This window comes from Glutamicibacter sp. 0426 (assembly GCF_001906485.1).
Taxonomy (GTDB): Bacteria; Actinomycetota; Actinomycetes; order Actinomycetales; family Micrococcaceae; genus Glutamicibacter; species Glutamicibacter nicotianae.
On the sequence record NZ_MPBI01000005.1, the window covers coordinates 130787 to 143384 of the forward strand.

The window sequence follows — 12598 nt, forward strand, 5'->3', positions numbered from 1 at the left end:
CAGCGACCGTTCTGCCGAGCTCACCCAAGCTGGCTACGGCGATCCAAGACCGGGCACCATGAAGCAAGGGCCAGCACCGTGCCGATCGCGCCGATCCCGACCAGAACCACGGCGACGCCCCACAAGCCGATTGACGCGCCAAGGACACCGGCCACCGGGTAGGTCAGCAAGAAGCAGGCATGGGACAAGGAAAATTGCGCGGCGAAAACCCCCGGGCGCGTCTGCTCTGTACTATTGCGGCGCAATAGCCTGGACGAGGGCGTGAGGATGCTTGCAGTCGCCGCACCCAAAGCCATCCATAAGCCAAGAAGCCCGGCCCATTGCCCGGCTCCCTGTGCCCAGCCGATGACCGTAGCACCAATGAGCAGCAGCAGCGGCATCATTACGGCGCCGGCGAGCATCACAGTGCGGTCCTCGAATCGCTCCAGCAACCCGGGCATGCCCAGTGCCACCGCCATCGAACCTGCACCATAGGCTCCGAGCAGCAAGGCAACATCCACCTGCGAACGGCCCAGCTCCCCCTTCACCAGCACCACCGTGTTGACGATGACCATGGCGGAGACCGCGGCAACGACCAGATTCAGTGCCATCAGGCTGCGCAGTTCGCGTGCCGACCAGAACGCCCGGGTTCCGCCGGTGAGGCGATGGAAGAAGAGCGTCTTCTGCGGCGGCGGGATCAGCGGGAACCGGGTCGCGGCAACAAGCAGAGCTGACGCGGCAAAGCCGATCACGGTCCCGGCAAAGAGGTTGTGGTAGCTGGTGACAGTCAACAACGCGGCCGCCAGCATCGGACTGGCCAACGACTCCATGTCATAGGCCAGACGCGACAGGGACAGGGCCTTCGTATATTCCCGTTCTCCAGGCAGGATGGAGGGAATGACCGCCTGGAATGCGGGGGTAAAGGTCGCCGATGCCGATTGCAGGACAAATATCAGCACATAGATCTGCCACGCTTCACTGGCGAAGGGGAGGCAGAGCGCCACCAGTCCACGAATGACATTGGACCCGACAAGCACCGGTTTGCGCGGAATATGGGACACCAGGGCGTTGACCAATGGTGCAACCGCCACATAGGCGACCATCTTGACGGTCAAGGCCAGGCCGAGCACCAAGCCCGCGTCGTTGCCGGCGATATCGAAAGCCAAAAGGCCCAGCGCTACGGTGAGCAAGCCAGTGCCCAGAAGCGCAATCATCTGCGCGCCGAAGAGCTTGGCGTACGCCTGGTCCCTGAGAACTGAAAGCATCTTGGCCACCCCTGTCTTCTTTAGTCCTAGGTGTTTGGCGCTTCGTGATGCAGCGGCAATTGGCCGTTGGATACAGAATGCTCAGCCTGCTTGATCGCTTCGCTGACCAGGCGCGCCGGATGGTCATCGGCAAGGCTGTAGAGAACCTTGGTTCCGTCCTGGCGTGTGGTCACCATGCGCGCCAGGCGCAGGCGAGCCAGGTGCTGGGAAACCCCCGAGGGACTCTTCTCGACGAGCTCTGCGAGCGCGTTGACAGAGAGCTCTCCGGCACGGCGCAGATGCAGCACAATCCGGATCCGCGTGGCATCGGAAAGCAAGCCGAAGACTTCCGCGGCAAGTTCCACGAATTCCGAGGAGGGCTCGGGGGCATAAATCTTATTATCTGCATGCATGCTAATAGACTAATACTCTTGCGACGTATCGCCTAGGGCACAGCGGAAATATTCCGCCTATGGCTGGAACTAGAATTGGAACCATGACTGCAACGCTCGTGGCCAAGGACCTATCTGGCGGCCACGCCCACCGGACCCTCTTCTCGAATCTGGACTTCACCGCCGCACCCGGCGATGTCTATGGCGTGGTGGGTGCAAACGGCGCCGGCAAGTCCACGTTGCTGTCGCTGCTAGCCGGGGCCGCAACCCCGCAGGCCGGAACCGTGAGCACTGCCCCGGATTCCGCGTTCATCGGCTGGATGCCGCAGGAGCACGATCGCATTCCAGGTGAAACCATTGCCGCGTATTTGGCCCGCCGGACCGGTTGCGCCGCGGCCACCACCGCCATGGAGACGACCGCCGAAGAACTGGGCAGCGGCAAGCCGGGCGCAGATGATGCCTACAGTGCCGCCTTCGATCACTGGATGGCCTCCGGCGCCATGGATCTTGAAGACCGCATCCCCGAGGTGCTGGCCAAGCTCGGCTTCGCCCTCCCGGTCGATACCGAGATGACTGCCCTGTCCGGCGGCCAAGTTGCCCGCGTTGCCCTGGCGGCCTTGCTGCTCTCCCGCTTCGATGTGGTGCTGCTCGATGAGCCGACCAATGATCTTGATCTTGAAGGTCTGGAGCATCTGGAGGACTTCATCAATTCCCTGCGCGCACCGGTGATCCTGGTGTCGCATGACCGCGAGTTCCTCGCCCGTTGCACCACCGGCATCATCGAATTGGACTTGGCCCAGAATCAGGTAGCCACCTATGAAGGCGGCTACGACTCGTATCTCGCCGAACGGACCATCAAGCGGACCCACGCGCGTGAAGCCTACGAGCAGTTCGAAAGCCAGAAGGCGGATCTCGTCTCCCGCGCCCGCACCCAGCGCGAGTGGTCTTCGCAAGGCGTGCGCAATGCCATGCGCAAGGCGCCGGACAACGACAAGATCCGCCGCCGTGCCAACACCGAATCCTCGGAGAAGCAGGCAGCCAAGGTGCGCCAAATGGAATCGCGCATCGCCCGTCTTGAGGAAGTGGCCGAACCGCGCAAGGAATGGGTTCTGCAGTTCTCCATCGCGTCGGCCCCGCGCGGATCCTCGGTGATGTGCACGCTCAACGAAGCCTCGGTGTCCCACGGCGATTACACGTTCGGGCCGGTGTCGGTTCAGGTCAATGCCGGGGACCGAATTGGCATCACCGGCCCAAATGGAGCAGGCAAGTCGACCTTGCTGAACCTGCTGCTGGGCAAGCTGGCTCCGCACAGCGGCACCGCTTCCCTGGGCAGCTCGGTGAGCATCGGCGAAATCGACCAGGCGCGCACCCAGCTTCCCGGTGATCTGTCGTTGGGCGAAGCCTTCGAAAAGGAAGTTCCCGGGTACTCCGCTGCCGAGGTCCGCACCCTGCTGGCCAAGTTCGGCTTGAAGGCAGACCAGTCCTCTGCATTGGTCGATTCGCTGTCTCCCGGCGAGCGCACCCGCGCATCGATGGCATTGCTCCAGGCACGCGGGGTGAACCTGCTGGTGCTCGACGAGCCGACCAACCACCTGGACGTGCCGGCCATCGAGCAGCTCGAAGAAGCACTGGAAGCATACATTGGAGCGTTGCTGCTGGTCACGCACGACCGCCGGCTGCTGGAGAATGTCAGCCTGTCCGCCCACTGGGAAGTTGCTGAAGGGCAACTAACTGCCCATTTCTAGGGTCTGGCTTGGGCACTTCTTACATAGGCAATTTCACAGCAATCCAACGTAGGATTGGCATCATGGGAGCCGAGTTTTTCAGTTCTTTCGACTGCGAGGTCGACGCCTAGTACCCAAGGATATTTTCTTGAGCAGCACTGCAACACTCCATTCCCAAGGGCCTACACTCAAGCCGGGCGACCCCAAGAGCTTCTTCCACGTAAAGAAGCTGGTCACCGAAGCCGGATTGATTGGCCGCCGACGCGGGCACTATCTCGGCCTGGGCATCGTGCTGACGGTGCTGCTGGCTGGCACCGTTGCCGGATTCATCCTCCTTGGCGACAGCTGGTTCCAGTTGCTGATGGCAGGGGCCTTGGGCCTGCTGCTCACCCAGTTCGCTTTCCTGGCGCATGAGGCGGCACACCGCCAGATCCTCGCCTCGCACAAGCGCAATGACAAGCTGGGCCAGTTCCTGGCCAATATCGTCGTGGGCATCAGCTACCAGTGGTGGATGAACAAGCACAACAAGCACCACGCAACTCCCAATACCGTGGGCAAGGATCCGGATATCGAGTGGGATACCATCTCATTCCAGACGGCCGATGCCCAGCGCCAGCGTGGACTTCTCAAGTGGATCACCAACCGCCAGGGCTACCTGTTCTTCCCGCTGCTGACCCTTGAGGGCTTGAATTTGCACATGCACTCGATCAAGTACCTGTTCAAGGCTGAGCGGGTCAAGAACCGCAAGCGCGAAATGACCGGCCTTTCACTGCGTATCGGAATCTACCTGGCCATCGTCTTCTACTTCCTGCCAGTAGGCATGGCTTTCGCCTTCCTGGGCGTGCAGCTGGCAGTTTTCGGCATCTACATGGGTGCATCCTTTGCCCCGAACCACAAGGGCATGCCGATGGTTCCCCAGGACGCCCGCATCGACTTCTTCTCCCGCCAAGTACTGACCGGACGCAACGTCATGGCCAAGTCCAGCTGGGGAAACCGCGTGCTATCCCACGTTTACGGCGGATTGAACTACCAGGTGGAGCACCACCTGTTCCCGTCCATGCCGCGCGCCAACCTGGCCGGCGTGTCGCGCATCGTGCGCCAGTACTGCGAAGAGCATCAGGTGCCCTACACCGTGGCCAGTGTCCGCGAATCCTACGCACAGGTGATCACCTACCTGAACAAAGTAGGGCTATCGGCCCGGGATCCTTTCGAGTGCCCGATGATCTCCGGTTACCGCGTTAGCGCATAGCGTCTGCGCCAGGCGCATGAGCTAGGAATTGCTGCCACCATAGGCAAGGGTTCCCAGCTCTTCGCCGTTGGCGTCAAGAACAAGCATCTTGTTGCCCTCCTCCAGCTTTGCGGTGGCGGCACGCGAAAGCCAGTCATCCACGCCTTCGCAGTACATCTTGGTCGAAGCCAACGCGCCGAATTCCAGCTCTTCGGATCCGCTCCATGTGCCGGTAATGCGGTTGCAGCCATCACTGCCGGCGACCTTGCCGTCCGCTGAAAGTTCCAGCCACGGCTGGCCTTGTTCCTTGCTGCCCCACAAACCTGCCGGATCCTGCAGTATCACGCTGGTCTCGCTTTCAGTTGGCTGGCTGGCGCCAGACCCGCTCCCGGTAGATGCGCAGGCGGCAACGCCACAGGCCAGAGCTACTGCTGCGCTGCTCAGGAAGAATCGCTTCATGGTCCCAGCCTAGGTTCAGAATCCTCCGCTGACCAGCACCGAATTATGGCTGGGAGTCTACTGGCTGGGTTGGTTCCTTCGGCCCGGCGATCTCGATAGCCCCTGTCACCGTACGCTGCGCGCCGGTGCTGGCCGGAACTACTTCCTCAGCTTCAGGCTTGGCGTGCGCGGCATGGCCATGGCGCAGGTCGATGACGCCGACCACGAGGGTGGCCAAGACCAGCAACGAAATGGCAACAAAGGAGAGCGACATTGCCAGCGAATAGCCGGCAATATGATTCATGCCGTAGAAGACAGCGGTGATCACCGCAATGCCCACGGCCGTGCCCACGCGCTGGGAAGTCTGCATCAAGCCTCCGGCGCTGCCGGAGTTGGCCACGGGAACTTCCATCAGGGTCAGCGCCTGGTTAGGCGAAATGATGAAGCCCTGCGCCACTCCGATGAAGGCCAGCGAAAGCAGCATCCACCAGATGCCCAGCACCCCGCGCTCTTCCAAGAGCACCACGGCAATGGTGGCCAGCAGGCCGAACAGTGCACTGAGGATGCCGCCAATAACCAATTTCCGCCCCAAGGTCATCACGTAGCGTCCGGCAATATCGGAGCTGAAGGCCGACAGCAGTGCGGCCGGAAGGCAGATCAATCCTGCTTGAAGTGCGCTGAAGCCCTGGGATTGCTGGACATAGATTGCCACCAGCACCCAGACGCTGGAAACCCCCATGAAGTAAAGGCCTGCGATCAGCGTGCCATTGGTGAAGCTGCGGATCTTGAACAAAGCCAGTTCCACCATTGGTTCACGACCGCGCTTCTTGTACTTCTTCTCCCACTGGACCCAGAGCACCAGGAGCAGGAAGGCCAAGGCCAGAAGCGACCAGAGCCACGGGGTTTCGCGTCCCTGCACGAAGGGCAGCAGCAGGGCGAAAATGCCTACTGCCAGCAGCAAACCGCCAACTGGATCCAGATCCACCTTGCCCGTTGGCTTGCTGAACAGCGGCTTGGGCAGCCACAGCAAGGCAAGGACAATTGCCAGCACTCCTACCGGTACGTTGATCAGGAAGGTGGAACGCCAGCCGGCGTCTTCGCCAAACCAGTTGATCAGCAGTCCGCCCAGCACCGGTCCGATGGCGACCGAGAAGCCAACAGCTGTGCCCAGCAAGCCATAGGCCCGGCCACGGGCAGCGCCACGGAAATGCTGCTGGATCATGCCCATCACCTGCGGGTTGAGCGATCCGGAGCCGATGCCCATGATGAAGCGCGCAATGTTCAAGACCAATGGATCAGCTGCCAGGCCAGCCAGGACGCTGGCCGCGGTGAAGATCGCGACGCCTGCCACGAACATCACGCCGCGGCCCAGCAGGTCCCCGGCGCGTCCGGCGGCAACCAGCACCACGCCAAAGGTCAGCGCATAGCCTGCCAGCACCCATTGCAGGTCGGCCTCGGTAGCGTGCAGGGTGGAACCGATAGCGGGGAGAACCACATTGACGATGCTGACCGATACCAGGGACATGAACATCGCGGCGAGCAGCACACCCAGCAATCGCCACCGGGCCCCGGCCGAGAGTTCTTCAGCAACTGGTGCCGGATGCGGCTTGCTCTGGGACATGGGCCAACTTTCACACGAATTCCAGGCCGCAGATTCCTGCGGCCCTGCAACCTACAGCGCCAGCCGGTTGGCTATTATTCCCTGTCGACGTGCTTTTTCACTGTTCGGGATTCTCGGCGGTGCGATTGAGCTCGAGCATCTGCGCAATAGCCAGCAATCGCAACTCGATAACTTCCTCGAAGAGGTCGTCGCTGTCTTGTTGCGGCAGCTCGAGGGATTGGCGTGTCAGCGGCGTGGGAACTTCCGGATAAGCGTCAAGCAATTGGACCGGCACCAGCGAGCTCACGTAGTCCGGGCTGTCTTTCGAACGGCGGTCGTAGTAGTAATCCACATGCATCACGAAACCCAGGACGTCGCGTTCCAGTGCGCGGACCAGCGCCACAGCCTGCTTGAGCGTCAATCCGATATCCACGTAGAACGCTAGGATCCGTTCCATCAATTCGTTGCGGAATGGACCGGGCTCGACCTTGAGCTTTTCGTCTAGCGCCATTTGCGAAGCCCTGGGGTAGGCGCGGTAGGCCTTGCGCGTCGCGTTATAGGCTTCGGTCACGCCACGCTTCCAGTCGTTGCAGTCGAATTCGATCAGCGGATTGATCGATATGAAGCGCGATACGGCGAGGTTGATGACTTCTTGGCGGTCAGCCACGTAGTTGTACAACGCCCGCGGGGTGACATTGAATTCGGTCGCAAGACGATGCATGGTCAGCGCGTCATAGCCCTCGGCACCGGCTATTTCCAATGCCTTCTGGGCAATCTGATCCTTGCTCAGGGTCTGGAACTCGGAGTCCTTGCGCGGGCGCCCGCGACCTCGTTTTATAGGTTCAGGAGAGGATTTTTCCTTGTTTTCGGCCATGCCAAGAGGATATACGCATTCCCTATGGAAAATCCCATAAAGCACCACAAGACCTGAAAACGCTAGAACAGGGCCAGCAACTTCCTGGCCCGCTCATGCCACATGCCCGCGGCTACCGCGAGATGGCCTACGGCGAAGCCCATCCCGCCAGCCAGCCATGGCCACGCTAGAACTGCGCCGTAGGTTCCGGGCAGCGCGGCGACGAATCCAGCAGCCATCACCAGCAGGCCGGCTGCCACCAGGGCAATATGGGCCAGCTTCCAGCGGAACGGCAGCAGCAGCGCCAGCACAGCCAGCAGCGCGGCCGGAGCCGCAATCAGCCACGGTGCACCGCTGAATCCAGCCAGACCCTGGTAGCTGGCATACCCGACAACAAGGATCAGCAGCACGGCAGCGCAGATGAGCCAGGCTGGCCCTGGCCTGGCCATGGAACCACGCATCATCAGCAGCGGGGTGAATACCTGTGCCCAGAGCAGCACGGTGACCGGGACGAAGTAGAGAGCGAGCGTTCCGCCACCGGCCACGCAGATGGCGGTCATGATCACCGCCCCAAGGATCTGGATGATGGTGCCGGCAATATTCGGAAGCCACAACGGCACGAGGCTGAGGATGGCCGGAATGAAGGCCAGCCAAAGCAGCTGCGAGCCGATCAGCAATTCAAGTTTCCCCAGGAAGCCGCTTGCTCCCCCGGCAACAAATCCGAAGCCTTGCCCCTCGACCAAGGCGGTCTGGGGCGGGGCGAAGAGCACCACCATCAGGGTGAGCAAGGCAAGCGCGAAGATTGGCCATGCCAGGATGCGGGTGAGGAAGTGCTTGCCGCTGCTGACTTCCAGGGCTTCGGGCTCATGGCGTTCGAATTTGCGCGCACGGGATGCAGGCTCGCCAAGCAGGCGGACCAGATCGCGTTTGCGGCGTCCGCCGCCCGGCAGGCGGAGAATCTCCTGCTTGGTCGTTTCAATGACCTCGTTGCGTTCTTCCAGCGACAAGAAATCCAAGGCCCGGCGAAGTTGCTCCAAATAGTTGCGGGCGGCGCGCGGCAGGTAGGGCTTCATGCCATTTACTCTACGTGCTCCGAGCGCTTGGCCAGCACAGGAAAAGGGGGCAACGCCAGTGGCGTTGCCCCCTTTTCGAGCAGCGTAGAGGTGCTCGAGCGCTACTTGCCTGCGCCGGCGGTGAGCCCGCCGACAATGTACTTCTGCAGGAACAGGAACAGCGCCATCACCGGGATTGCTGCCAGCACCGCGCCGGCGGCGAAGACCGACCAGTTGGAAGTGAACTCCTCCGAAACGTAGGAGTACAGGCCCACGGCCAGCGTCTGGTTCTCCGGGGAGACCAGGATGACGGAGGCGATGACGAAGTCCGAGGTGCTGGAGATGAAGGACAGCAGGCCGACAACTGCCAGGATCGGCGCCACCAGGCGCAGGATCATGGTGAAGAAGATGCGGGCGTGGCCGGCACCATCGATCTTCGCCGCTTCATCGATTTCCACTGGAACGGTGTTGAAGAAGCCGTACATCAGGTAGGTGTTCACTCCCAGTGCGCCGCCCAGGTACACCATGATCAAGGCGATCTGGCTGTCGATGCCCAACACCGGGAAGACATCTCCCAGCGAGGTGAGCAGGATGAAGATCGCCACCACTGCCAGCAGCTGCGGGAAGATCTGCACGACCAGCAGGCTGACCAGGCCCACGCGGCGCCCGGTGAAACGCATCCGCGAGAAGCTGTAGGCGGCCAGCGCCCCGAGGAACACGGAGGCGGCGGCCGTGGTCAGGCCGATGAACAAGGTGTTCACGAACCAAGCACCGAAGGGACGCTGCTCGTTCTGGAACAGCTCCACATAGCTGTTGAAGCCGACGGTGGTGAAGAAGCCGTTGGAGGACAGCAGGGTGCCGTTGGGGTTCAGCGATGCCGAAAGCACATAGAGCAACGGGAACGCCGCATAGATGCACAGCGCTACGCCGATCAGGTGGCGCCAGCCGGTGGTGGCGAACCATTTGCCAAAGCCTCGCCGCGGTGCCCGTTCCCTGAGCGCGCGTGTCGCGGGACGGCCGGTGATTTGGGTGCTCATTAGTTCAGCTCCTCCAGTGCCTTTGTCTGCTTGAAACTGATAATCGAGATGATCGCGACGATCACGAAGATGATGATGGAGAAGGCGCTGGCCAGGCCATAGTCGCGTTGCGAGCCGACGAAGGCCACCTTGTAGACCATGGAGATCAGGATGTCGGTGGATCCCACGTTCAATCCTGCATCCTGCAGACGCGGCCCGCCTTCGGTGAGCATGTAGATCACGTTGAAGTTGTTGAAGTTGAACGCGAAGGAGCTAATCAGCAGCGGAGCTACCGAGACCAGCAGCAGCGGAAGCTTGATCAAACGGAAGATCTGAAATGGCTTCGCCCCATCGAGGGTGGCCGCTTCGGAGAGCTCATCCGGAATGGACTGCAGCGCGCCGGTGCAGACCAGGAACATGTACGGGAAGCCGAGCCACAGGTTCACCCAGAGCACCGAGAACTTCGCCAGCCACGGGTCGGTCAGCCACGGGATCTGCGCCCCGCCCAGCAGCACCTGGTTGATGAAACCGAAGTCGCGGTTGAGCATGCCGGCCCAGACCAGGCCGCCCAAGAACGCCGGGAAGGCGTACGGGAGGATCGAGATGACACGGTAGATCTTCCGCCCCTTCATGCGCATGTCGTTGAAGACGATTGCGAGGAACAGGCCCAGGAAGAAGGTGGTTGCCACCGACAAGAAGGCGAAGGCGAATGTCCACACGGTGACGGAGAACAGGGCGTTGCGGATCGAGGAGTCGGTGACCGCGCGGGTGAAGTTGTCGAAGCCCACGTTGATGGACCAGCCGGGCATCAGCTGCGTGCCATCTTCGGCGGTGTACGCGCCGACGCCGGTGTCCTTGTACACCACGCCGGTCTTCTGATCGGTCATGGTGTCGGCGGCTTCGTCGTATTTCAGGGACGAGGTGTACTGGTATGCGGTGCGCCCGTCGCTGGTGCGCAGGGTGCCATCGGCAGGGTTCTCGCTGACCGGAACGGTCAGCGAGGTGACCTCCTGCTGGCGACCCAGCAGATCGCCGAAGGCCAATTCGGAGTAGTCCCCCAGGGCTGCAGGATCGACCGGGGCGAACGGCTGATCCGCGTCGCCGAGCATTTGCTGGCCATCGCGCTCGATGAGCATCGCCAGCCCGTCCTGCCCGTCGAGGATGGACACCGGGTAGCCAGCGCTTCCCTCGACGCGGTTCTGGTTGGACTGCAGCAGCGCGGTGATCGCATCGTCCTTATCCGAGTTGTGTCCCGACCCGTAGTTGGTGAAGGCGATGTACCCCGTGTAGCCGATCACGAAGACCTGGAAGATCAGCAGGAAGATGGTGCCCGGCAGCAGGTACTTGGCCGGCAGCCAGCCGCGCTTGAAGTAGATCACGTTGATCAGCACGGTGATCACGGCGATCGCCGAGGCGATCACCCAGGCTTCGCGCCCCAGCGCTGTGAAAACCGCGAAGATGGCCGTCGCATCGACGATTGCCACCAGGATGATCTTGGCGAGCATGGCGCCAACGGAGGTGCTGGTGGCGTTGGCGAAGCGCCTGGCCGCCGGTGACAGCTTGGGCTTCGTCTCCTCGGTGCTTGATTGCGGCCCCTGGTGGGCAGTCTTTGTCATCTTCCAGATGTCCCTGTCGATCAAGTGCAGCTAATGCTGCTGGATTGCAGGCGCTGGGGCCAGAAGGATCGCCTTCCGTCCCCAGCGCCATCGGTGTGCCTGGTGGCAGGCGGTACTACTTGGAGATGGCCTTCTCGATGTCCGAGGTCATCTGCTTCCAGCGCTTGGCCGGATCAGCCTTGCCGGAGATGATCTCGGCCTCGGCCACACCCCAGAACTCCCATACGGCCGCCATTTCAGGGATGTTCGGCATCGGAACGCCGTTAGCGCCGACCTCGCCGAAGGAGGCGATGGTCTCATCGGACTTGGCAGCTTCGAAGGCCGCCTTGTTGGCTGGCGGTCGGTTGCCTACCTCGTACAGCTCGGTCTGAACTTCCTCGGTGCCGATGTAGTTGGTCAGGAATTCGGTTGCTGCCAGCAGGTTCTCGGTCTTCGAGGAAACGAAGAAGCCCTGGACTGCGACGAAAGGCTGGGCTGGCTCGCCACCAGCCGATGGAATCGGATCGATTTCCAGATTGATGCCAGCGTCTTCGACAGCGTCCACGTTCCATGGACCGGTCAGGAAGAATGGCGAGTCGCCGGAGACGAACTTCTCCTTGGCAATGTCTCCGTCGATGCTGGTCTTCAGGTTGCCTTCTTCGCCCTCTTCAGCCAGCCACTTGGCGAATTCGATGCCGCCTTCGTTGCCGATCTGCAGGTCGGCCGGATCGTAGGCGCCCTTTTCATCGGTGCCGAACACCGGTGCGCCGAAGGAGGTCTGGAATGGGTAGGCGTGGAATGGATCGCCAACATCAGAGACCTGCACCAGGAATGGGAATTCGGTGTCGGCCTTCTCGCCGGCGGCGATCATCTCATCGAACGTCGCAGGGGCTTCGTCGACCAGATCCGCGTTGCGCAGCAGGGCCAGGTTCTCGGTGGCGTACGGAACGCCGTAGGTGTTGCCCTCGTAGCTCATCGCGGTCACTGCCACATCCTGGAACTCGCCGGCCTTGCCGCCCAGTTCAACCGGCTGGACCACGCCGTTGTTGACCAGGTTGCCCAGCCAGTCGTGGGCACCGATGGTGATGTCCGGCCCCTTGCCGGTTGGCACCTGGCGCAGGAAGTCTTCCTGGATCTTGGAGAAGTCCTTGATCACCAGGTCCACCTTGACACCGGACTGCTTCTCGAAGTCTGCGGCGGCTTCCTTCAGCACTGGTTCGCGGTTGGCATCGACCCAGACGGTCAGCTTGCCGCCGGAAGCGGCTGCCGGGGAGGATTCCGCGGCGGCCGGGCTCGAAGATGCTGCTGGTTCGCTGGTGGCGGACCCGCCGCAAGCGGTGAGAGAGAGTGCGGCAATCGCCGTCAACGCTCCGCCAAGAAGCCAAGGGTGTTTGTTCACCTTCATGGGATGTCCTTTCGTGACAACTGTGTCATCAGGGACCGGGCTGGCCGCGATATCAGCTATGGCTACCGGTCG

General features: G+C 61.7%; 11 protein-coding genes. 2 read left to right on the forward strand and 9 right to left on the reverse strand.

Annotated elements, in window-relative coordinates; all coding sequences use genetic code 11:
- Positions 1-20 precede the first annotated feature (20 nt).
- A complete protein-coding gene (locus BKX98_RS13270) occupies positions 21-1244 on the reverse strand; it encodes an MFS transporter (protein WP_073707704.1) in 1224 nt (407 codons plus the stop codon).
- A 26-nt stretch (positions 1245-1270) separates the two neighbouring features.
- Entirely contained in the window at positions 1271-1636 is a 366-nt protein-coding gene (locus BKX98_RS13275) for a metalloregulator ArsR/SmtB family transcription factor (protein ID WP_073707608.1), read from the reverse strand.
- An 83-nt stretch (positions 1637-1719) separates the two neighbouring features.
- Here BKX98_RS13275 and BKX98_RS13280 point away from each other — a divergent pair, with 83 nt between their 5' ends.
- Both BKX98_RS13280 and BKX98_RS13285 read left to right on the forward strand, forming a co-directional pair.
- Positions 1720-3360, forward strand: a complete 1641-nt coding sequence (locus BKX98_RS13280; protein WP_073707609.1) for an ABC-F family ATP-binding cassette domain-containing protein — start codon at positions 1720-1722, stop codon at positions 3358-3360.
- 127 nt (positions 3361-3487) lie between these two features.
- Positions 3488-4588 (forward strand): acyl-CoA desaturase, encoded by a 1101-nt coding sequence (locus BKX98_RS13285; protein WP_073707610.1) that lies wholly within the window; start codon positions 3488-3490, stop codon positions 4586-4588.
- A 21-nt stretch (positions 4589-4609) separates the two neighbouring features.
- On the opposite strand, the gene BKX98_RS13290 is transcribed toward BKX98_RS13285, so the two are convergent.
- The 7 genes from BKX98_RS13290 to BKX98_RS13320 form a co-directional block, all read right to left on the reverse strand.
- A complete protein-coding gene (locus BKX98_RS13290) occupies positions 4610-5026 on the reverse strand; it encodes an META domain-containing protein (RefSeq protein ID WP_038992131.1) in 417 nt (138 codons plus the stop codon).
- A 43-nt stretch (positions 5027-5069) separates the two neighbouring features.
- On the reverse strand, positions 5070-6626 hold the full coding sequence (locus BKX98_RS13295; protein ID WP_073707611.1) for an MFS transporter: 1557 nt from the start codon (positions 6624-6626) through the stop codon (positions 5070-5072).
- A 97-nt stretch (positions 6627-6723) separates the two neighbouring features.
- Entirely contained in the window at positions 6724-7479 is a 756-nt protein-coding gene (locus tag BKX98_RS13300; protein ID WP_073707612.1) for a TetR/AcrR family transcriptional regulator, read from the reverse strand.
- A 62-nt stretch (positions 7480-7541) separates the two neighbouring features.
- The gene (locus BKX98_RS13305; protein WP_073707613.1) at positions 7542-8531 is read right to left on the reverse strand and encodes a hypothetical protein; all 990 of its coding nucleotides are present in this window, start codon (positions 8529-8531) and stop codon (positions 7542-7544) included.
- Between the two features lie 101 nt (positions 8532-8632).
- The gene (locus tag BKX98_RS13310) at positions 8633-9547 is read right to left on the reverse strand and encodes a sugar ABC transporter permease (protein WP_073707614.1); all 915 of its coding nucleotides are present in this window, start codon (positions 9545-9547) and stop codon (positions 8633-8635) included.
- The gene (locus BKX98_RS13315) at positions 9547-11142 is read right to left on the reverse strand and encodes an ABC transporter permease subunit (RefSeq protein WP_143181132.1); all 1596 of its coding nucleotides are present in this window, start codon (positions 11140-11142) and stop codon (positions 9547-9549) included. Before BKX98_RS13315 ends, BKX98_RS13310 begins: the two co-directional genes overlap by 1 nt.
- 115 nt (positions 11143-11257) lie before the next feature.
- Complete coding sequence (locus BKX98_RS13320) at positions 11258-12526, reverse strand: maltose ABC transporter substrate-binding protein (RefSeq protein ID WP_038992122.1); 1269 nt, start codon at positions 12524-12526, stop codon at positions 11258-11260.
- Between the last annotated feature and the right edge of the window lie 72 nt (positions 12527-12598).

Excerpts from the sequence above, each read along its gene's own strand:
- BKX98_RS13270 (WP_073707704.1), bottom strand. The coding sequence starts at position 1,244 with ATGCTTTCAGTTCTCAGGGACCAGGCGTACGCCAAGCTCTTCGGCGCG.
- BKX98_RS13275 (WP_073707608.1), bottom strand. The coding sequence starts at position 1,636 with ATGCATGCAGATAATAAGATTTATGCCCCCGAGCCCTCCTCGGAATTC.
- BKX98_RS13280 (WP_073707609.1), top strand. The coding sequence starts at position 1,720 with ATGACTGCAACGCTCGTGGCCAAGGACCTATCTGGCGGCCACGCCCAC.
- BKX98_RS13290 (WP_038992131.1), bottom strand. The coding sequence starts at position 5,026 with ATGAAGCGATTCTTCCTGAGCAGCGCAGCAGTAGCTCTGGCCTGTGGC.
- BKX98_RS13295 (WP_073707611.1), bottom strand. The coding sequence starts at position 6,626 with ATGTCCCAGAGCAAGCCGCATCCGGCACCAGTTGCTGAAGAACTCTCG.
- BKX98_RS13300 (WP_073707612.1), bottom strand. The coding sequence starts at position 7,479 with ATGGCCGAAAACAAGGAAAAATCCTCTCCTGAACCTATAAAACGAGGT.
- BKX98_RS13305 (WP_073707613.1), bottom strand. The coding sequence starts at position 8,531 with ATGAAGCCCTACCTGCCGCGCGCCGCCCGCAACTATTTGGAGCAACTT.
- BKX98_RS13310 (WP_073707614.1), bottom strand. The coding sequence starts at position 9,547 with ATGAGCACCCAAATCACCGGCCGTCCCGCGACACGCGCGCTCAGGGAA.
- BKX98_RS13315 (WP_143181132.1), bottom strand. The coding sequence starts at position 11,142 with ATGACAAAGACTGCCCACCAGGGGCCGCAATCAAGCACCGAGGAGACG.
- BKX98_RS13320 (WP_038992122.1), bottom strand. The coding sequence starts at position 12,526 with ATGAAGGTGAACAAACACCCTTGGCTTCTTGGCGGAGCGTTGACGGCG.